This window comes from Acidovorax sp. Leaf78 (assembly GCF_001422735.1).
Lineage (GTDB): Bacteria > Pseudomonadota > Gammaproteobacteria > Burkholderiales > Burkholderiaceae_C > Acidovorax.
This window is the reverse complement of the sequence record NZ_LMLZ01000012.1, coordinates 121,228-141,192: the sequence shown is the minus strand read 5'-3', so window position 1 is coordinate 141,192 and position 19,965 is coordinate 121,228. Positions and strand designations below refer to the sequence as shown.

General features: G+C 64.6%; 15 protein-coding genes and 1 tRNA gene. 5 read left to right on the top strand and 11 right to left on the bottom strand.

The window, feature by feature from the left end; genetic code table 11:
- The first annotated feature begins 143 nt into the window (after positions 1–143).
- Positions 144–941, top strand: coding sequence for an outer membrane protein assembly factor BamD (locus ASF16_RS09125; RefSeq protein WP_056165519.1), 798 nt, complete (start codon positions 144–146; stop codon positions 939–941).
- Here ASF16_RS09125 and ASF16_RS09120 read toward each other — a convergent pair.
- Positions 904–2,955 (bottom strand): ATP-dependent DNA helicase, encoded by a 2,052-nt coding sequence (locus tag ASF16_RS09120; protein ID WP_056165517.1) that lies wholly within the window; start codon positions 2,953–2,955, stop codon positions 904–906. The two genes, ASF16_RS09125 and ASF16_RS09120, sit on opposite strands and share 38 nt — an antisense overlap.
- 304 nt (positions 2,956–3,259) lie before the next feature.
- Between ASF16_RS09120 and ASF16_RS09115 the strand changes: the two genes are divergently transcribed.
- Positions 3,260–4,066: a PP2C family serine/threonine-protein phosphatase gene (locus ASF16_RS09115; RefSeq protein ID WP_056165515.1), complete on the top strand. Its 807-nt coding sequence runs from the start codon at positions 3,260–3,262 to the stop codon at positions 4,064–4,066.
- A gap of 174 nt (positions 4,067–4,240) precedes the next feature.
- Here the strand turns inward: ASF16_RS09115 and ASF16_RS09110 are convergent, their stop codons facing one another.
- The 5 genes from ASF16_RS09110 to ASF16_RS09090 form a co-directional block, all read right to left on the bottom strand.
- Positions 4,241–4,978: a hypothetical protein gene (locus tag ASF16_RS09110; protein WP_056165513.1), complete on the bottom strand. Its 738-nt coding sequence runs from the start codon at positions 4,976–4,978 to the stop codon at positions 4,241–4,243.
- On the bottom strand, positions 4,975–6,072 hold the full coding sequence (gene zapE / locus ASF16_RS09105; protein ID WP_056165510.1) for a cell division protein ZapE: 1,098 nt from the start codon (positions 6,070–6,072) through the stop codon (positions 4,975–4,977). The genes ASF16_RS09110 and zapE overlap by 4 nt, the downstream gene beginning before the upstream one ends.
- Positions 6,073–6,156: 84 nt before the next feature.
- Positions 6,157–7,584, bottom strand: a complete 1,428-nt coding sequence (lpdA, locus tag ASF16_RS09100; protein WP_056165507.1) for a dihydrolipoyl dehydrogenase — start codon at positions 7,582–7,584, stop codon at positions 6,157–6,159.
- Positions 7,585–7,842: 258 nt separating this feature from the next.
- Entirely contained in the window at positions 7,843–9,126 is a 1,284-nt protein-coding gene (gene odhB, locus ASF16_RS09095) for a 2-oxoglutarate dehydrogenase complex dihydrolipoyllysine-residue succinyltransferase (RefSeq protein WP_056165505.1), read from the bottom strand.
- 57 nt (positions 9,127–9,183) lie between these two features.
- Positions 9,184–12,063, bottom strand: coding sequence for a 2-oxoglutarate dehydrogenase E1 component (locus ASF16_RS09090; protein ID WP_056165503.1), 2,880 nt, complete (start codon positions 12,061–12,063; stop codon positions 9,184–9,186).
- Between the two features lie 242 nt (positions 12,064–12,305).
- Between ASF16_RS09090 and ASF16_RS09085 the strand changes: the two genes are divergently transcribed.
- Positions 12,306–13,370, top strand: a complete 1,065-nt coding sequence (locus ASF16_RS09085; protein WP_056165499.1) for an AI-2E family transporter — start codon at positions 12,306–12,308, stop codon at positions 13,368–13,370.
- A gap of 173 nt (positions 13,371–13,543) precedes the next feature.
- Positions 13,544–14,149, top strand: a complete 606-nt coding sequence (locus tag ASF16_RS25375; RefSeq protein ID WP_082516815.1) for an IPTL-CTERM sorting domain-containing protein — start codon at positions 13,544–13,546, stop codon at positions 14,147–14,149.
- 120 nt (positions 14,150–14,269) lie between these two features.
- On the opposite strand, the gene ASF16_RS09080 is transcribed toward ASF16_RS25375, so the two are convergent.
- The 5 genes from ASF16_RS09080 to tolB form a co-directional block, all read right to left on the bottom strand.
- Positions 14,270–14,345, bottom strand: a tRNA-Lys gene (locus tag ASF16_RS09080).
- Between the two features lie 49 nt (positions 14,346–14,394).
- Positions 14,395–15,213 carry a ThiF family adenylyltransferase gene (locus ASF16_RS09075; RefSeq protein WP_056165497.1) on the bottom strand — a complete coding sequence of 273 codons (819 nt, stop codon included), beginning with the start codon at positions 15,211–15,213 and terminating at the stop codon, positions 14,395–14,397.
- Between the two features lie 5 nt (positions 15,214–15,218).
- Entirely contained in the window at positions 15,219–16,010 is a 792-nt protein-coding gene (gene ybgF, locus ASF16_RS09070; RefSeq protein ID WP_056165495.1) for a tol-pal system protein YbgF, read from the bottom strand.
- On the bottom strand, positions 16,010–16,552 hold the full coding sequence (pal, locus tag ASF16_RS09065; protein WP_056165493.1) for a peptidoglycan-associated lipoprotein Pal: 543 nt from the start codon (positions 16,550–16,552) through the stop codon (positions 16,010–16,012). Before pal ends, ybgF begins: the two co-directional genes overlap by 1 nt.
- A gap of 44 nt (positions 16,553–16,596) precedes the next feature.
- On the bottom strand, positions 16,597–17,916 hold the full coding sequence (gene tolB / locus ASF16_RS09060) for a Tol-Pal system beta propeller repeat protein TolB (protein ID WP_056165491.1): 1,320 nt from the start codon (positions 17,914–17,916) through the stop codon (positions 16,597–16,599).
- A gap of 237 nt (positions 17,917–18,153) precedes the next feature.
- Between tolB and msbA the strand changes: the two genes are divergently transcribed.
- On the top strand, positions 18,154–19,944 hold the full coding sequence (msbA, locus tag ASF16_RS09055) for a lipid A export permease/ATP-binding protein MsbA (protein WP_056165489.1): 1,791 nt from the start codon (positions 18,154–18,156) through the stop codon (positions 19,942–19,944).
- Positions 19,945–19,965 lie beyond the last annotated feature (21 nt).

Genomic DNA, 19,965 nt, shown 5'->3' with positions numbered 1-19,965 from the left:
GCGCCCAGTACAATGCCCTTTTGCCTCCCAGGCCCCAGGCCGGATCGAGACCGGCTGGCACAGGGCAGTCCTCGCCGCGACAGCGGCCAGCGCTCTGGCCAGCCAGGCACACTCTGTTTCTTTTTTGCTGAAAGCCTCTTTCGATGCTGCGTGCTCCACTGCCCCTTGTCTCCGCCTTGCTGGTCGCTGGTCTGCTGGCAGCCTGCTCCACCACCACCGACGACAAGACGGCCGGCTGGAGCCCCAACCGCATCCATTCGGAAGCCAAGGATGAAATGAACAGCGGCGCCTACGACAAGGCGATCCCGCTGCTCGAAAAGCTCGAAGGCCGCGCTGCGGGTACGCCGCTGGCGCAGCAGGCCCAGCTGGACAAGGCCTACGCGCACTACAAGGCCGGCGAAAAAGCCCAGGCCATTGCCACGCTGGACCGCTTCATGAAGCTGCATCCAGCCAGCCCGGCCCTCGACTACGCGCTGTACCTGAAGGGGCTGGTCAACTTCAACGACAACCTGGGCCTGTTCTCGTTCATCTCGCGCCAGGACCTGTCCGAGCGCGACCAGAAGGCCGCCAAGGATTCGTTCGAGTCGTTCAGCGAATTGGCCACGCGGTTCCCTGATTCGCGTTACGCGCAGGACGCACGCCAGCGCATGACCTACATCGTGAACTCTCTGGCCCAGTACGAAGTGCACGTGGCACGCTACTACTTCCAGCGCGGCGCCTATGTGGCTGCCATCAGCCGGGCACAAGTGGCCCTGGCCGACTACCAGGGCGTGCCGGCCCTCGAAGAAGCGCTGTACATCCTCATCCAGTCGTACGACGCACTGGGCATGACCCAGCTGCGCGACGATGCACGCCGGGTGATGGACACCTCGTACCCGCAGAGCGCTTATCTGCGCGGTGATGTCAAGGGCAAGTCGGATCCGTGGTGGAAGGTCTGGTAAGCGCGACCAGCGCTTCATTGAATTCCTGGTCCGATTCCAGCCGCCGCATGGGTGGCAGCGCAGCCAGCAATCGCTTGCCATAGCCCATGGTGACCAGGCGTGTGTCGCCCACCACCAGAATGCCCCGATCGGTCTCACGCCGAATCAACCGGCCAGCGCCCTGCTTGAGGGCGACCGCGGCCTCCGGCAGCGCATAGGCCTTGAAGGCCTTGCCGCCGGATTTTTCGATGCGCTGGGTGCGCGCCTCGACCAAAGGGTCCCCGGGGGGCGGAAACGGCAGTTTATCGATGACCACCAGCTGCAAGGCGTCGCCGGGCACGTCGAACCCCTCCCAGAACGTGGCGGACGCCACCAGGATGCAGCCGGGCTGGCCATGGTCCGATCCCTCGCGAAAGCGCTCCATCAGGCGGCGCTTGGGCCCGTTGCCCTGCACCAGCACCTCCAGCGCGCCGGTGGCACCCCACCTTGCGGTCAGCGCATCGCCGATGGTGCGCAGCGCCTTGAGCGTGGTGGTGAGCACCAGGGTGCGGCCGCCCAATACCTCCGCTGCGTCGCCCACCCAGCGTGCCAAGGCGCCACTGTGGGCCGGGTCCGCCGGGGACGGTAGATGCCGCGGCACATACAGCGCCGCCTGCACCGCGTAGTCGAACGGACTGGCCACCCGCAGGATGGTCGCGTCCTGCAGACCTGCACGCTCAGTGAACCAGGTGAGTAAGTCATCGTCGCCCAGTGTGGCCGAGGTAAAGATCCACGCCCTGCCCGGGCCGGCTTCTTCGGCCGGTACCGGCCATCCATCAGGGTCCGATTCCTCTTTCGGCGCCGCCAGCAGCCGCGTGCGCATGGCCTCGGCAATGTCCAGCGGCGACTCGATCAGCCGCAATTGGCCGCCTGTGTCGACCCAGCGCACGGCGTCGGTCTGCGCGGGCCCGGCAAACCGGGCCAGGCGCGCCAGCAACTCCGAGCCCCGTTCGTACAGGCGCACAAAATCCGGGGCAATCTCGCTCACGGTGTCAAGGGCTTCCTGCGCGTCGGCACAAGCCTGGCCCACGCGGTGCAGCGCGGCGCTCCAGCCCGCCTCGCGCACACCTTCGGGCGCCTCGTCGGTCCACCGCAGCCGCTGCGCACCACGCAACTCCCCCGTGACCAGAACCAGATCGCGCGCGGCATGGTCCACATGGGCGGCCAGGCCCTGCCAGTCGGCCAGCCCGCGGGCGTGCTGCAGGCCCGTGGCCAACAGGTCGCGACCAAAATCCGTGATCTGCCCGGTGGAGAGCTGCAACCCGAGAAACTGAACGCCTGTCTCATTGATCTGATGCGCTTCATCAAACACGACCACACGCACCGAAGGCAGCAGCTCTGCCATACCGGACTCGCGCACCGCTACGTCGGCAAAGAACAAATGGTGGTTGATGACCACGATGTCCGCAGCCAAGGCTTCGCGGCGGGCCAGGTGCACGTGGCATTCCCGAAACCGCGGGCACTGCGAACCCAGGCAGTTCTCGCGGGTGGAGGTGACCAGCGGAATCACGGGCGAACGGTCGTCCAGGCCCGTCAGTTCGGACAGGTCGCCCGAGCGCGTGCTGCGGGACCACTCCTCGACCTTGGCCAGAACGCGGGCCACGCCGCGCTCCTGCCCCAGCGCATCGTGACGGGCTTGCTCCATCCGGTACAAGCACAAATAACTTCCGCGCCCCTTGAGCAGCGCCATGCGCACCGGCAAACCAAGGGTCTGGGCCAGCAGCGGAAGGTCGCGCGCAAACAGCTGGTCCTGCAGCGCCTTGGTGGCGGTAGACAGCAACACGCGCTCGCCGCTGAGGAGCGCGGGGACGAGATAGGCGAAGGTCTTGCCCACCCCCGTGCCGGCCTCGACCACCAGCGCACCGCCCTCCTCCATCGTCCTCGCCACGGCGGCTGCCATGCGGGTCTGCCCGTCGCGGGGCTGAAAATGCGGGTCGGCCCGCGCCAGCACCCCGAACGGCGCGAACACCTCCTGCACCATGTCGGCCAGAGCCATCAGCAAGGCTCCTTCAGATCGCCAACCGCTACGCGCGGCAACGCATGGACGCACGCAAGCAGACCAACGACTTTCAGCGGCGGGCGGCGGTGGGGGAGGAACACTGTCGCTTCAGCCAGTGCGCACAACGCGGCGAAGCGAATACACACCGGAGGGTCAGCGAACCACCGGCGGAACGTGAAAAATGGAGGATTCAAGGCAAAGCAGCCATGGGTTGGCAAAAATGCCACAGGCGGGCAGATAATAAGCGTTTGGCCCACGCTCTGCGACGGCCGTTCCTGCACGCGCCCACACAATCCACAGCATGACCAAAGCCTTTCGCCTCATTGCGTCCACCGGCATCCACAAGGGCGACCGGGAGTACCAGCAAGACCAGGTGGCACTGATCTCGCACGAACGGCACAACGGCTGCGTGCTGGGCGTCATCGCCGACGGCATGGGTGGCCGCAGCGGCGGGCGCAAGGCATCCGACCAGGTCATGATGACCGCGCGCCAGTTGTTCGAGCGCTACTCGCCCGACACGGACGACCCGGTGTCCATGCTCAAGAGCATGGTGGAAGAAGCCCACATCGTCATTCGCCTCACGGCCATCTCGGCCGAGCAGGAACCGCACAGCACGATCGCGGCCTTCCTCATCAACCCCCGCGGGGACTGCCATTGGGTGCATGCGGGCGATTCGCGGATTTACCACTTTCAGGGTGCGCGCATGGTGTTTCGAACCAGCGACCATTCCTATGTGCAGGCGCTGGTGGACCGCGGTGAACTCACCGAGGCCGAAGCCAACAACCACCCCCACTCGAACATCCTGGTGGGCTGCCTGGGCACCGAGAGCGACCCTCCCATCACCACCCACGTGATCCCCCAACTGCAACCCGGCGATACGCTGATGGCCTGCAGCGACGGCGTGTGGCACTACTTCTCGCCCACGGAACTCGGGTCGGTGGTCGATTCGCTCTCGCCCCGCGAAGCGACGGAGTTCCTTATCGAGAAGGCCCGTTCGCGGGCGCGCGGAGGCGGCGACAACCTGTCGCTGGTGATCGTGAAGATGGAAGCGTTGGTGGAAGAAAAGAAGGTGCCGCGCCTCCACCCGGCCGAGGCAGGCCGCCCCTGAGGGGCGCGTGGGCACGGCAAGGTCGCGACCTCGTTACCTGCCGCTCTGCCCCATGCGCGAATCAGATGAGGCGCGGCCACGGTATAGCCCCCGCACGCTCCATCAGCTCTCATACAGCTACATTAGCGCTCATACAGCTGCATCATCGCTACCAACTCCGGCAGTCCGACCCGTTCACGGAGCAGCAGGTACGGGCGGCAACGGTGCTGCAGGCTTGCGCCCCTGGGCTGCTGCATCCGCTTGGGCCTTTTCGACACGCGCACGGCGCTCTTCGGCCGCGCGCAGCGCCTCGGCATGCTTGGCCCGGGCCTGTGATGCGCGCACAGCGTTTTCTGCAGCGCGGCTTTGTTGTTCCTGGGCGTTCTTTTGCACATTGCTGCGCTGCTGCTGCGCCCGCACATCTGCCTCATGGTCCCGCTGCGCCTTGGTGGCTTGCGGGTCGGCTGCCGGCTTGCGCAGCACGGCATCGGGGCCAGCGCCTGCAGGCGTGTTGGCCGGTACAGGGCGCTGCTTCTCTTCGATGGATTTTCGGCGATCTGCCGCTTTTTCCTTGCGCTCGGCATCGTTGAGTTCGATTTCCTGTGCGCGCAGCCGGGTCTCCACATCGCGCACCTGCGCCCGCACGGCCTTCAGGCAGTCCTCCGCTGCGAAGCGCTGGTAGCACGCCGCCTCATCCTTCACCTGCTGGGCTTTCACCGCTTCACGCTCGTGGCGAATGCGATCGCGCTCGGATTTGCGGTGTGCGGCAGCCGCGGCATGGGCACTGCTCTGGCCCTCGGCGGACGCAGGGGCGGATGCGGCGGCGGCAGGTGCCAATGCGGGAGCCGGCGTCCCCGCTGCAGATTGCGCCCACACGCTGGCGCCGGGTGCGCAGGCCAGCAGTGCAGCCAGGGAGAGGCCCAGGTATTTCATGTCAGCCCAGTGTCCACGTTGCGGCGCTCCAGCGCCAGGAATTCCTTGGACTGCATCTCGTTGAGCCGCGACACGGTGCGCGGAAACTCGTGCGCCAACGGCCCTTCGGTGTACAGCTGCTCAGGCGGCACGGCGGCCGACAGGATGAGTTTGACGCGGCGGTCATACAGCACGTCGACGAGCCACGTGAAGCGCCGCGCAGGCGACGCCATGCTCACGGGCATGTACGGCACGTCCGAGAGCAGCACGGTGTGGAACTGCGTGGCGATTTCGAGGTAGTCGTTCTGCGAGCGCGGGCCGCCGCACAGCGTCTTGAAATCGAACCAGACCACACCGCCCGCCTTGCGCCGGGCGCGGATCTCCCGCTGCTCGATGTGCAGCAGCGGGTCTTCGTCGTGCACTTCGGCCAGCTTGTCGAACGCCTCGCCCATCTCGGCATCGGCCTCGGGCCCGAGGGGCGTGTGGTAGAGCCTGACCTGCTCCATGGTGCGGCGGCGGTAGTCGGTGCCGTTGTCGACGTTGACCACTTCCAGCCGCTCGTTCAGCAGCGCAATCGCCGGCAGGATGCGGTCGCGGTGCAGGCCGCCCGGGTAAAGCTCGTCGGGCATGAAGTTGGAGGTGGTGACGAACCCCACCCCGTTGTCGAACAGCGATACCAGCAGCCGGTGCAGGATCATCGCGTCCGTGATGTCCGCAACATGGAACTCATCAAAGCAGATGAGCTTGTAGCGCTTGGCGATGCGCTCGCCCAGCACATCCAGCGGGTTCACCGTGCCCTGCAGGCCCACCAGCTCACGGTGCACTTCGCGCATGAATTCGTGAAAATGCAGGCGCACCTTGCGCTTCAAGGGCACGGCGTTGAAGAAGCACTCCATAAGGAAGCTCTTGCCCCGCCCCACCCCGCCGTACATGTACACGCCACGCGGAATGTCCGGCCGGTTGATGAGCTTCTTGAGCGCATTGGAACGCCGCTCCTTGTACTGCGCCCATTCGTCGGCGCAGCGCTGCAGCGCATCCACGGCCCGCAACTGCGCGGGGTCGCTTTGGTAGCCTTTGGAGGCCAGTTCGGCCAGGTAAGCCTGTTTGACAGTCACGGGATGGGCACCACTCTGATACTATGAATTTGATAGCGCCTACCGCTTGCCTGGCAAGCGGTAGGGCCGTTTTTTATTCAAATATCAGAAGTTGAGGGTACGCTTGTCCACGGCCAGAGCCGCTTCCTTGGTGGCTTCGCTCAAGCTGGGGTGTGCGTGGCAGATGCGTGCGATGTCTTCGCTGCTGGCCTTGAACTCCATGGCCACCACGGCTTCGGAGATCAGCTCGCTGGCCTGTGGGCCCACGATGTGCACGCCCAGGATTTCATCGGTGTCGGCATCGGCCAGCATCTTAACCATGCCGGTCGTGTCGCCCAGCGCCCGTGCGCGGCCGTTCGCCAGGAACGGGAAGGTACCGGCCTTGTACTTGACGCCGTCGGCCTTGAGCTGCTGCTCGGTGCGGCCCACCCAGGCGATCTCGGGGCTGGTGTAGATGACCCAGGGCACGGTGTTGAAGTTGACATGGCCGTGTTGGCCGGCAATGCGCTCGGCCACGGCAACGCCTTCTTCTTCGGCCTTGTGCGCCAGCATCGGTCCGCGCACCACGTCGCCCACCGCCCACACGCCGGGCAGGTTGGTCTTGCAGTCTGCATCGACGACGATGGCACCGCGCTCGTCCAGGGCCAGGCCCACGGCTTCGGTATTCAGGCCGATGGTATTGGGCACGCGGCCGATGGAGACGATGAGCTTGTCCACGTCCAGCGACAGGGCTTCGCCCTTGGCGTTGGTGTAGGCGATGGAGACGCCCTTCTTGCCGGTCTTGATCTCGCCGACCTTCACACCGAGCTCGATCTTCAGGCCCTGCTTGTCGAAGGCCTTCTTGGCTTCCTTGGCGATCTGCTCGTCCACCGCACCCAGGAACGTGGGCAGGCCTTCGAGAATGGTCACTTCAGCACCCAGGCGACGCCACACCGAACCCATCTCCAGGCCGATCACGCCCGAGCCGATGAGGCCGAGTTTCTTGGGCACGGCGCCCACGCGCAGCGCGCCGTCGTTGGACAGCACGAACTCTTCATCGAACGGCGTGCCGGGCAGCGCACGGGCGTTGGAGCCGGTGGCGATGATGATCTGCTTGCCCGTGATGGACTCTTCAGCGGCGCCTGCCACCTTGATCTCGTAACCACCTTCGGCGGCTTTGACGAACGAGCCGCGGCCGTGGAAGAAGCTGACCTTGTTCTTCTTGAACAGGTACAGGATGCCGTCGTTGTTCTGCTTCACGACGGTGTCCTTGCGGGCGATCATCTTGGCCACGTCCATCTTGACGTCGCTGGCCGTGATGCCGTGCTCGGCAAAGTGCTTGTTGGCGTGCTCGAAATGCTCGGACGACTGCAGCAGCGCCTTGGACGGAATGCAGCCCACGTTGGTGCAGGTGCCGCCCGGTGCGGGGCCGCCCTTTTCGTTCTTCCACTCGTCGATACAGGCCACGTTGAAGCCCAGCTGGGCAGCGCGGATGGCGGCGATGTAGCCGCCGGGGCCGCCACCGATGACGATCACGTCGAATTGTTTGCTCATGTCGGTCTCACTCAATCAATCGTTCATTGGAAAAAAACCCACCGGCGGAATTGGCACAAGCCAGCCGCACGAGTGGGTCCATCAGATGCATCTCAAAGGGCGCTACGCGCCACTCCCAACGGCCTCTGAGACGCACGGCGCCCTACCAGCGACCGCCGCGCAAGGGCCGCCCCGCCGCGCTGGCGGTGTCCCCCTTCCCGAATTGCGCAGCAATTCGAGAGAAGGGGGAAGGCGCGAAGCGACTCAGGGGGTTGCATCTCAAATATCGAAGAGCAGGCGCGATGGGTCTTCCAGGGCGTCCTTCATCGCCACCAAGCCCAGCACGGCTTCGCGGCCGTCGATGATGCGGTGGTCGTAGGACATGGCCAGATAGTTCATCGGGCGCACCACGACCTGGCCGTTCTCGACCATGGCGCGGTCCTTGGTGGCGTGCACGCCCAGGATGGCGGATTGGGGTGGGTTGATGATGGGGGTGGACATCATCGAGCCAAAGGTGCCGCCGTTCGAGATAGAGAACGTGCCACCGGTCATCTCTTCAATGCCCAGCTTGCCTTCGCCAGCCTTCTTGCCGAATTCGGCAATCTTCTTTTCGATGTCGGCGAAGCTCATCTGGTCTGCATTGCGCAGGATGGGCACCACCAGACCACGGGGCGAGCCCACGGCGATACCGATGTCGAAGTAACCGTGGTAGACGATGTCGTTGCCGTCCACCGATGCGTTCAGCACGGGGTACTTCTTGAGGGCGTGCACGGCGGCCTTCACGAAGAAGGACATGAAGCCCAGCTTGGTGCCGTGTTCCTTCGTGAAGGAGTCCTGGAACTTCTTGCGCAGGTCCATCACGGGGGCCATGTTCACTTCATTGAACGTGGTCAGGATGGCGTTGGTCGACTGCGATTGCAGCAGACGCTCGGCCACACGGGCGCGCAGGCGGCTCATGGGCACACGCTGCTCAGGGCGACCGCTCAAGTCTTCCTTGGGAGCAGGGGCCGACACCTGCGGCAGCGCCTTGGTGGGCACGCCGGTAGGGATCGTGCTGGGGGCTGCCACGGCAGCCTTGGCGGTACCGCCAGCGCCACCAGCGACTGCGCCGAGCACGTCGCCCTTGGTCACGCGGCCATCCTTGCCCGTGCCGGCCACGGCCGATGCGGACAGGTTGTTCTCGGCCAGCAGCTTGGCTGCGGCAGGCATCGCCACGTCGCCCTTGGAGCCGCCAGCAGCGGCTGGGGCTGCTGCCACGGCAGCGGCAGGTGCTGCGGCAGCAGCAGCAGGGGCTGCAGCGGGTGCAGCAGCACCGGCCTTGCCTTCGGTATCGATCTTGGCGATGAGCTGGTCGGCCACCACCGTGGCGCCGTCGCCCTGGACGATTTCGGTGATCACGCCGGCGGATGGTGCGGGCACTTCCAGCACCACCTTGTCGGTTTCGATCTCGATGAGGATTTCGTCCACGGCCACGGCATCACCGGCCTTCTTCTTCCAGGTCAGCATGGTGGCTTCTGCCACGGATTCGGACAGCTGGGGGACTTTGACTTCTACGATAGCCATATCAATTCTTTCGGAATGGGGTTCTGTTCTGTTCTGTGCAATCGGGGGTTGCCGGCCTTACTTGGTCAGGACAAAACCCTTGAGCTTGGCAAACGCGCCATCCACCAGCGCCTTTTGCTGCTCCTGGTGCAGGTGCGAATAACCGACGGCAGGCGATGCCGATGCCGCGCGGCCGGAGTAACCCAGCTTCTGGCCTTCGAGCATGTTCTCGTGGATGTTGTGCTGGATGAAGAACCAGGCGCCCTGGTTTTGTGGCTCGTCCTGGCACCACACGATGTCCGTGACGTTGGGGTACTTCTTGAGCTCGGCAGCAAACGCCTTGTGCGGGAACGGATACAACTGCTCGACACGGATGATGACCACGTCGTCGTCTTCACGCTCGGTGCGCTTCTTCACGAGGTCGTAGTACACCTTGCCAGAGCAAGCGATCACGCGCTTGATCTTGGCGGCCTTCTTGGCGATGGCTTCGTCCTGCTCCGGGATCACCGTCTGGAAGCTGCCCTTGGTGAACTCGGACAGCGGCGAGGTCGCGTCCTTGTTACGCAGCAGCGACTTCGGCGTCATGATGATCAGCGGCTTGCGCAGATCACGCACCATCTGGCGGCGCAGGATGTGGAAGATCTGGCTGGCCGTCGTAGGCTGCACCACCTGCATGTTGGCATCGGCCGACAGCTGCATGAAGCGCTCCAGGCGCGCCGAGCTGTGCTCAGGGCCCTGGCCTTCGTAGCCGTGGGGCAGCATCAGGGTGATGCCGTTCACACGGCCCCACTTCACTTCGCCCGAGGCGATGAACTGGTCGATCACGACCTGCGCGCCGTTGGCGAAGTCGCCGAACTGGGCTTCCCAGATCACCAGGGTGTTGGGGTCGTTCGATGCGTAGCCGTACTCGAAGCCCAGCACCGCCTCTTCGGACAGGATGGAGTCGATCACGACGAACGGAGCCTGGTTCTCGCTCACGTTCTGTAGTGGCACGTAGGTACCGATGTCCCACTTCTCGCGCTTTTGGTCATGGATGACCGAGTGGCGGTGCGTGAAGGTACCGCGACCGCAGTCTTCGCCCGACAGGCGCACCGGGAAGCCACTGGCCACCAGCGATGCGAAAGCCATGTGCTCGCCCATGCCCCAGTCCACCGGGATGTCGCCACGGCCCATGGCAGCGCGGTCGTCGTACACCTTCTTGACCAGCTGGTGCGGCGTCACGCTTTCAGGGATGGTCGTGATCTTCTCGGCCAGGCGCTTCCACTCGGCCAACGGGATGGCGGTGTCGCCAGCGTCCGTCCACTTCTTGCCCAGGAACGGGCTCCAGTCCACTGCGTACTTGCTCTTGAAGTTGGTCAGCACGGGGTCGATGGTGTGCTTGCCCGAGTCCATGGCGGCGCGGTAGGCCTTGACCATGTCGTCGCCCAGCGTCTCGCCCAGGCCTTGCGTGGCCAGTTTGTCGGCATACAGCTTGCGCGTGCCGGGGTGCTGGCCGATCTTCTTGTACATCAGCGGCTGCGTCAGAGCAGGTGTGTCCTGCTCGTTGTGGCCCAGCTTGCGGAAACAGATGATGTCCACGACCACGTCCTTCTGGAACTCCATGCGGAACTCCAGAGCGAGCTGGGTGGCCAAGACCACGGCTTCAGGGTCGTCGCCGTTCACGTGCAGCACGGGCGACTCGACCATCTTCACGATGTCGGTGCAATACAGCGTCGAGCGGGCATCGCGCGGGTCGGACGTGGTGAAGCCGATCTGGTTGTTGATGATGATGTGCACCGTGCCGCCCGTGGAATAACCACGGGTCTGCGCCAGCGCCAGGGTTTCCTGGTTCACGCCCTGGCCGGCAAAGGCCGCGTCACCGTGCACCAGCACGGGCAGCACCTGCTTGCCGAACGGGTCGGCACGGCGGTCCATACGGGCGCGCACCGAGCCTTCGACCACCGGGTTCACGATTTCAAGGTGGGACGGGTTGAACGCCAGCGACAGGTGAACCGGGCCGCCAGGGGTGGTCACGTCGGAGCTAAAGCCCTGGTGGTACTTCACGTCACCCGATGGCAGGTCTTCGGGCGCCGTGTGGTCGAATTCGGCGAACAGGTCCTTGGGCATCTTGCCCAGGGAGTTGACCAGCACGTTCAGGCGACCGCGGTGGGCCATGCCGATCACGATTTCCTGCACGCCCTTGGCGCCGGCAGACTGGATCAGCTCGTCCATCGCGGCGATGAAGCTTTCACCGCCTTCGAGCGAAAAGCGCTTTTGGCCGACGTACTTGGTGTGCAGGAAGCGCTCCAGGCCTTCGGCGGCCGTCAGGCGGTCGAGGATGTGCTTTTTCTTCTCGGCGCCGAAGCTGGGCTTGCTGCGAATGGTTTCCAGCTTTTCTTGCCACCAGCGCTTCTGGTTCTGGTCGGTCGCGTACATGTACTCGACACCGATGGAGCCGCAGTAGGTTTCGCGCAGGGCATTGATCAGCTCGCGCAGCGGCAGGGATTCCTTGCCGAAGAACGTGTTGCTGGTGTTGAACACGACTTCCTGGTCGGAGTCGCTGAAGCCGTAGAAAGAGGGTTCGAGTTCGGGGATCGCGGGGCGCTCTGTGCGCTTGAGCGGGTCCAGATCGGCCCAGCGCTGGCCCACGTTGCGGTACGCGGCGATCAGCTGCTGAACGGCGGTGCGCTTGCGGCCCAGTTCGGAGTCGGCGCCTGTGGCGACAACGACCTTGGTGCCACCTTGCTTTGCGCGCTCGGCAAAGGCATTGATGACGGGGAGGTGCGGAACATCCTTGGCATTGCTGCCGTCCACGGCAGGCACATTTTGCAGTGCGTCAAAGTACTCGCGCCAGTTGTCTGGCACGCTACCTGGGTTGGCAAGGTAGTTTTCGTACATCTCTTCGACATAGGGCGCATTGCCGCCGAAGAGGTAGGTGTTGCCTTGGTAGGCTTGATAGACGGATGTCGTATCGCTCATATTCCGCTGACCTCCGCTTTCCTTGGGAAAGCATTAGTTGGTTGAGAAACCTTCCGCGACACGGCTGAACCGATTGGCGGATGCGACAGTGGCTAGGGAAGGGCCTGGTTGCGGGCGCCATTGTGCCACCGAACCGCCAACTACCCAACTTTGCGGGTCTTGCAACGGCCAAAAAAGCAGAGTCCCCCGTAGCGTGGCACCCGGCTCGCTTACAGTGCGTGTATTCCTTCGCTACGCACAACATGACGCCCGCCAACCTCCAGTCCAAAGCCTTCCTGCTGCTGTTGATCCTTGTCACCGTGGCCTTCGGGGCCATCCTGTGGCAGTTTCATGGGGCCGTCTTCTGGGGCGTGATCCTGGCCATCCTCTTTGCACCGCTGCACCGCAAACTGTTGCGGCGCATGCCCCGGCGCACCAACCTAGCGGCGCTGAGTACGCTGGCGCTTTGCCTTGTGATCGTGATCCTGCCCATGACGGCCATCACGATTTCGTTGATACAGGAAGCCACGGTGGTGTATGAGCGCATGCGCTCCGGGCAGCTCAACTTCGGGCTGTACCTGCAGCAGATCATCTCGGCCCTCCCTTCCTGGGCCGTGAACCTGCTGGAACGCCTGAACCTGACCTCGGTCACCGAGTTGCAGGACAAATTCTCGTCCGTGGCCGTGCAAGCGAGCCAGTTCGTGGCAGCCCAGGCCCTCAGCATTGGCCAGAACACCCTGGAGTTCGTGGTGAGCTTCGGCATCATGCTCTACCTGTTGTTCTTTCTGCTGCGCGACGGCAACCGGCTGGCCTTGCGCATCGGCCAGGCCACGCCGCTGGACGAAGCCCACAAGCGCCAGCTGGTCGACAAGTTCACCACAGTGATCCGTGCCACGGTCAAGGGCAACATCGTCGTGGCGGCATCGCAGGGTGCGCTGGGCGGGCTGATCTTCTGGATCCTTGGCATCCAGGGCCCTGTGCTGTGGGGCGTTCTGATGGCCTTCCTGTCGCTGCTGCCGGCCGTGGGCGCAGGCCTGATCTGGCTGCCGGTGGCCATCTACTTCCTGGCCACGGGTGCCGTGTGGCAAGGTGTGGTGCTGATTGCGTACGGCGTGTTCGTGATCGGCCTGGTGGACAACGTGCTGCGCCCCATCCTGGTCGGCAAGGATACGAAGATGCCCGACTACGTCGTGCTGATCTCGACCCTCGGCGGCATGGCCTTGTTCGGCCTGACCGGCTTTGTCATCGGGCCGGTGATTGCAGCGCTGTTCATCGCCACCTGGGATTTGTTTGCCCCCAGCGCTGGCAACCGGCCTACCCCTCCCTGATTCCACCTTGCACACCGCCGAGGCAGACCCTCACTGCCCCGGCCTTCGCAGTCCGTGAGTCGGGAGTTCGGGAGTTCGGGAGTTCGGGAGTTCGGGAGTTCGGGAGTTCGGGAGTCAATAAGAGCTTCGCCCACTGATGCCTACGTGCTAAAAACAAAGGCTAAGGGGAATCCATGAAGTTATCGAAATTTGCCGCGGCAGCGCTATTGACGGCATGTGGCCATTCTTATGCCGCCTACACGCTGACCATCGCTCAGAGCGGGCCGGACGTCGTTGCCACCGGGAACGGGTCTCTCAACACATCAGGCGCGACGTTCGCTGCAAGCGTCCCATCACCGGCATTCGTCATCCCCAACATCGGCGCGGCACTCGTGGGAGCAGCGCCAGCCAGCATCTACGCCATCACCACGGTGGGCCCCGCTGATTTCGGAACGGGCTCCAGCGCCGGGGCCTCCAGCACCACGGGTGACGCAGCAGGTTTCACCGCCGGAGCCTGGATCGCAGTGCCGGGGGGTTATGTCTCCGGCGCAGCTTTGACCCCATCGACCACCACATGGACTGGCACCACCATTGCAGCCCTGGGCCTCACCGCCGGCTCCTACACCTGGGTGTGGGGCGCCGGCCCCACCTTCGACTCATTCACAGTGGTCGTGGCTGCATCCGCCACTCCCACCAGCATTCCTACCCTGTCCGAGTGGGCCGTCATCGGACTATCGGCCGGGATAGCGCTTTGTGGATTGGCTCGCCTGCGCCAGCGGGGCACTGCACGCCGCATTTGAAGCGGCCCATTCAGAGCACGGTCCGAACCGATCGGATTGCAAGCTGGAGTCGAGAGTTGATGTGTGTCGACTGGGCCAAAAACAAAAAAGGCCCTGTATTGCTACAGGGCCTTCTGATCTTGGTGGGACGTGCGGGGGTCGAACCCACGACAAACGGATTAAAAGTCCGCTGCTCTACCAACTGAGCTAACGTCCCATCTCTTTGCAGCAACTTACTAATGGAACAATTGCTGCAAAGCCTCGGATTATAGCGTCTTTTTCGGCAGCTTTTTCGGGGACCCTGCAGCCAGTTGATCCAGAACCCAACCAGCAGCGCATTGACCGAAGGTCGCGGTCACCGCGACGACGGAACCGTAGCCGTGGCAATTCAATGAGCCGTCGCCGTCGATATTGCACGAGGCGTCCGGCGCAGCGACTGACTCTCGGCTGAACACGCAGGTGACGCCGATCTTCTTGCCCTCGCGCGGCGCGCGGTGCTCCTTGCGCAGGCGGTAACGCACCTGGGCCAGCAAGGGGTCATGGGTGGTGTTCGCAAGGTCATCCACATCGACCTTGTGCGCGTGGCGCTTGCCACCCGCCGCGCCGACCACAATGTGCAGCACACCGTTGTCGCGCGCCCAAGCGGCCATGGCCGTCTTGGCCTTAACTTGGTCGCAGGCATCGACCACGGCATCCACCGCATGCGGCAGCAAACCCGGCCAATTCTCCGGAGTAGCAAAGTCGTCAACGCAATGCACCGTGCAGGCCGGGTTGATCTGCGCAATGCGCTGCTGCATGGCCACGACCTTGGCCTGTCCGACGGTGGCGGTCAGGGCGTGGATCTGGCGGTTGATGTTGGACTCAGCGACATGGTCCATGTCCACCAGGGTGATCTGCCCCACCCCGCTGCGCGCCAAGGCCTCAGCGGTCCAGGAGCCCACGCCGCCGACGCCGATGACGGCCACATGGGCCTGGCGGATGCGGGCGGCACCCGCAACGCCATAGAGCCGCTCCAGCCCGCCAAAGCGCCGCTCCAGCTCGGCAGCCGGAACAGCGTCCGGCGAAGCGACGACCTCGGGGATCATGGTGCTTACTTCAGGCGCGACAGACGCTCTTTGGCTGCCATGGCAGCTTCAGACTGAGGGTAGGCTTTCACCAGGTCCTCCAGCGTCTTGCGGGCGGCGCGCGTGTCCTTGAGCTCGATCTGGCAGTTGGCAATCGACAATGCGGCTTCCGGTGCGCGCGCGTGGGTCGGCGCATCAGCCAGCATCAACTTGAAGTTGTTGATGGACTCCTTGTACTCGCGGGTCGCGTACTGCGCATTGCCCAGCCAGAAACGGGCCGATGGCACGAAGCCGCTGCGGGGGTACTGGCGCACAAAGGCCGCAAACGCTGCACTGGCTTCGGGGAACTTGCCCGACCGAAACACGGCCAGCGCTGCTTCGAAATCCCGCTTTTCCGCCGGATCAGCCTGAAACTCTTGGCCGTCCTGCGTGACCTTCACGGGCTCAAACTGCCGCAGGCGCTCGTCCACGCCCTGGGCGATGTCCTTCTGGCGCTTTTGCAGGTCGGCCGCATCGCGCAGCAACTGCTCGTTCTGGCCGCGCATCTTGGACTGCTCCACGCGCAGGGTTTCGATCTGCGTCTGCAGGTCGAGCAGGCTGCGGCGCAGCTGGCTGTTGTCCTCGCCCAGCCTGCGCACCTCGTCGGAAGAGCGCTGCTGGGCGGCCTGCAGGCCGTCGACCCGTTGGCGCATCTCCAGGATGGCACGGCGTGCTTCGTCATCCTCGAACAGCGCTGCGTGGCTTGCCGGCACCAACACTGCCAGCAGCGTCGCCGCTGCCAGCGCCTTGCGGGGGAAGGAAAAAGACAACGCGCGCATCAACGGTAGGACAGTTCAGCGCGGCGGTTTTGCGCGTGTGCGTCTTCCGAATTGCCAGGGGCTGCGGGCTTTTCCTTGCCGAAGCTCACGGCTTCGATCTGGTTGTCCTGCACACCCAGCAGGCCCAGAGAACGGCGCACCGCCTCAGCACGCTTTTGGCCCAGCGCCAGGTTGTATTCACGGCCACCGCGGTCATCGGTGTGGCCTTCGATCATGACCTTGCGGTTGCCGCCCGACTTGATGAAGCGGGAATGCGCTTCGATCAGCGATTGGAATTCTGGCTTGATCACGTAGCTGTCGTAGTCGAAGTACACGACGCGGGCCACGCCCTGTGGGCCTGCCGCGTCACGCGCCGACTGGCCCAGGTCCACACCTGCCACACCGCTTTGCGCCGTGTTGCCGGAATTGGCGCCGCTGTTGGTGCCGGGCATGGTCGACGTCGCGTTCTTGTCTTCGACAGGCACGTCGTCCAGCTTCACACCGGAGCTGCAACCAGCCATGAGGGCGACGATGGAAAGGGCGAGGGTAAAACGTTTGATCATCCAAAATTCTCCTGAAAACTTGATAACTGAAATTGAAAATTAGTTCACTGCTTTTGAAACGGACCCCAGTCCGGTTCGCGGATGTCGCCAGCCTGCCCTGCCAGTCGCGCCTTGATCTTGCCGTCGAGCGTGGTGGTCATGAGCGCTTCGCGGCCTTGCTGCTGGGTCGCGTAGACGATCAGGCGGCTGTTGGGCGCAAAGCTGGGGTTTTCATCGGCCGTCGAGTCCGTCACGGCGTTCACCGTGCCGGTGGACAAATCCATGACGTGGAGCTTGAAGGCGCCGCCCACACGGGAGATGTAGGCCAACCACTTACCGTCAGGGCTCACGCTCGGCGAGATGTTGTAGGACCCGGTGAAGGTCACGCGCTCGGCATTGCCGCCGGATGCGGTCACCTTGTAGATCTGCGGCGCGCCCCCGCGATCGCTCACGAAGTAGATGCTGCGGCCGTCGCCCGAATACACGGGCTCGGTGTCGATGCCCGCGCTCTGCATGAGACGGCGAGGCTCACCGCCGTTGGCGTCGATGGTGTACAGCTGTGAGCCGCCATCGCGGCTCAAAGTGACCGCCAGCGAGCGGCCGTCCGGCGCCCAGGCGGGCGCGCTGTTGGAGCCGCGGAAGTTGGCGATCAAACGGCGGCGGCCCGATGCGACGTCGTGCACGTACACCACCGGCTTGCGCGATTCGAAGGACACATACGCCAGTTGGCCGCCGTTGGGCGACCAGGCGGGCGAGATGATGGGCTCGGGGCTGGACAGTGCCGACTGCGAGTTTTCGCCATCGGCATCGGCCACCCACAGGCTGTAGCGTGGACCGGTCTTGGTGACGTAGGCAATGCGCGTCGAGAAAATGCCGCGCTCGCCGGTGAGCTTTTCGTAGATGAAGTCGGCGATGCGGTGCGCCACCAGGCGCAGATCGCCCTGCGTGACGACAAAGCTCTGACCGCCCAGGTCCTGGCCCTTGACGACGTCCCACAGCCGAAACCGGATGTCGAACCGGCCGTCGGACAGGCGGGTGATGCTGCCGGTGGCCAGCGAATCGGCACTCTTTTGGCGCCACAGGGCGACATCGGGGCGGGCCGTTTCGTCCAGCGCGACGCCTGTGGCGTCGACAGCGCGGAACTGGCCGCTGCGCTCCAGGTCGGCCTGCACGATGGCGGCGATCTTCTGGGGAGCTTGCGCTTCGCCCCGGAACGGCGCTATGGCGATGGGCAATTGGGTGAGGCCCACACCAGTGACCTCGACGCGAAACTGCGCAAGGGCCGGAACGGCGGGTGTGGCGATCAACGCGGCCAGTACATGGCGGCGCAGGGGTTGCGGCAAAGCCGCGGGAGTATTTTGAGAGGAGATTCGATCTGTGGTCATTGGCATCCAGCAGTGGCCGAACAAAGACATTGAACAGGCTTCAGGCAACCCCGAATGTTACACACTGCTGGAAAACCCCTGTGACAAACTGTGCCAGTGCTGCACTTGTTGCTCATTTTTTTGATGTTGGGCCCTGCCGCCGCACCGGGCAGCTACTTGGCAGCCACCAGACAGCCACCCGCTGGCCACCGCCCATTCCCCGGCCGCCCGCAGGCGCAAACGTAGAATTGGCCGCACATGCAAGCCCCCCACCCAGCCTCCGCGCCTGCCAGCCCCCCCGCCGCTCCCCCTGCCAGCCTGACCACACGCCTCAAACGGTTATCCGTTTATTTTGGCAATCAACGGCTCGCCTGGACCCTGGCCATCGTCGCCACGCTCGTGGGCGCGGTCACCGAGCCGCTCATCCCTGCCCTGCTGCAGCCGCTGCTCGACCGCGGCTTTACCCAGGGCACGCTGCAGCTGTGGATGGTGCCGCTGGCCATTTTGGGCATCTTCTTCGTGCGGGGCGTGGCGCAGTTCGTGGGGCAGTACGCCCTGGCCCGCATCGCCAACGAAGGCATGCTGATACTGCGCCAGTCTTTGTTCGCCAGGGTACTGGCGGCAGAAATGGGACTGTTCACGCGCCAGTCGGCCAGCGCGCTGTCCAACACCGTGGTGTACGAGGTGCAGACCGGCGCCACGCTGCTGGTGCAGGCGCTGATGGGGCTGTCGCGCGACGGATTCACGCTGGTGGCCCTGCTGGGCTACTTGCTGTACCTCAACTGGCAGCTCACGCTGATCGTGGCAGTGGTGGTGCCTGGCGTGGCCTGGATCATGAAGACGCTGTCCAAGCGGCTGTACCACCTGACCAAGAGCAGCCAACAGGCCACGGACGAGCTGGCCTACGTGGTCGAAGAAAACGTGCTGGCCCACCGCATGGTGCGGCTGCATGGCGCGCAAGAGGGCCAGGCGGAGCGTTTTGCGGGGCTGAGCGGCAGCCTGCGGCGCCTGGCCATCAAGTCCACCATCGCATCGGCCGCGATGACGCCCCTGACGCAGTTGCTGGCAGCCGCCGCGCTGTCGGTGGTGATCTGCATTGCGCTGTGGCAGAGCCGCGGCGCAGTGGACACCAAGGACGTCACGGTGGGTGGCTTCGTGTCGTTCATCACGGCCATGCTGATGCTCATCGCACCCATTCGGCGCCTGGCCGACGTTGCCAGCCCCGTCACGCGCGGAGTGGCTGCGCTGGAGCGCGGGCTGGCCCTGCTGGGTGATACGGGCGCCGAAAGCGGCGGGCAGTTCCGCACCGACCGCGTGAAAGGCGAGCTGGCACTGAACCGCGTCACGGTGTCCTTCGGATCCGACCATGCGCCGGCGCTGGACCAGGTCAGCCTGCGGGTCGCCCCCGGTGAAATCGTGGCCCTGGTGGGGCCGTCGGGCGCGGGCAAGACCACGCTGGTCAACCTGCTGCCGCGGTTCGTGATGCCGTCAGCCGGCGAGATTCTGGTGGACGGGCAGCCGCTGCCGGACTGGGACCTGGGCTCGCTGCGATCGCAGTTCGCGATGGTGAGCCAGGACGTGGTCATGTTCAACGACACCATTGCCGCGAACGTGGCGCTGGGCCACGCCGTGGACGAGCAGCGCGTGCTCGACTGCCTGGAGGCCGCCAACCTGGCCGCCCACGTGGCCGCCCTGCCCCAGGGCATCCACACGGTGGTGGGCCACAACGCCACGCAGCTGTCGGGCGGGCAGCGCCAGCGGCTGGCCATTGCACGGGCGCTCTACAAGGACGCGCCCATCCTCATCCTGGACGAAGCCACCTCGGCGCTGGACACCGAGTCGGAGCGCCTGGTGCAGGACGCGCTGCAGCGCCTGATGCAGGGCCGGACCACGCTGGTGATTGCACACCGCCTGTCCACCATCGAACATGCCGACCGCGTGGTGGTGATGGAACGCGGGCGCATTGCCGAGCAGGGAACACATGCCGAGCTGATGGCGCAAGGCGGGCTGTATGCGCGCCTGCAGTCACGGCCGTCAGAAGCCGCCTGATTACCTGATAGTCAAAAATGA

What these genes read in the sequence shown, in the direction of transcription:
- pal (WP_056165493.1), bottom strand. Translation starts at nt 16,552, where the DNA reads ATGATCAAACGTTTTACCCTCGCCCTTTCCATCGTCGCCCTCATGGCT.
- ybgF (WP_056165495.1), bottom strand. Translation starts at nt 16,010, where the DNA reads ATGCGCGCGTTGTCTTTTTCCTTCCCCCGCAAGGCGCTGGCAGCGGCG.
- ASF16_RS09085 (WP_056165499.1), top strand. Translation starts at nt 12,306, where the DNA reads ATGACGCCCGCCAACCTCCAGTCCAAAGCCTTCCTGCTGCTGTTGATC.
- ASF16_RS25375 (WP_082516815.1), top strand. Translation starts at nt 13,544, where the DNA reads ATGAAGTTATCGAAATTTGCCGCGGCAGCGCTATTGACGGCATGTGGC.
- lpdA (WP_056165507.1), bottom strand. Translation starts at nt 7,584, where the DNA reads ATGAGCAAACAATTCGACGTGATCGTCATCGGTGGCGGCCCCGGCGGC.
- ASF16_RS09075 (WP_056165497.1), bottom strand. Translation starts at nt 15,213, where the DNA reads ATGATCCCCGAGGTCGTCGCTTCGCCGGACGCTGTTCCGGCTGCCGAG.
- odhB (WP_056165505.1), bottom strand. Translation starts at nt 9,126, where the DNA reads ATGGCTATCGTAGAAGTCAAAGTCCCCCAGCTGTCCGAATCCGTGGCA.
- tolB (WP_056165491.1), bottom strand. Translation starts at nt 17,916, where the DNA reads ATGACCACAGATCGAATCTCCTCTCAAAATACTCCCGCGGCTTTGCCG.
- ASF16_RS09110 (WP_056165513.1), bottom strand. Translation starts at nt 4,978, where the DNA reads ATGAAATACCTGGGCCTCTCCCTGGCTGCACTGCTGGCCTGCGCACCC.
- ASF16_RS09120 (WP_056165517.1), bottom strand. Translation starts at nt 2,955, where the DNA reads ATGGCTCTGGCCGACATGGTGCAGGAGGTGTTCGCGCCGTTCGGGGTG.
- ASF16_RS09115 (WP_056165515.1), top strand. Translation starts at nt 3,260, where the DNA reads ATGACCAAAGCCTTTCGCCTCATTGCGTCCACCGGCATCCACAAGGGC.
- msbA (WP_056165489.1), top strand. Translation starts at nt 18,154, where the DNA reads ATGCAAGCCCCCCACCCAGCCTCCGCGCCTGCCAGCCCCCCCGCCGCT.
- ASF16_RS09125 (WP_056165519.1), top strand. Translation starts at nt 144, where the DNA reads ATGCTGCGTGCTCCACTGCCCCTTGTCTCCGCCTTGCTGGTCGCTGGT.
- ASF16_RS09090 (WP_056165503.1), bottom strand. Translation starts at nt 12,063, where the DNA reads ATGAGCGATACGACATCCGTCTATCAAGCCTACCAAGGCAACACCTAC.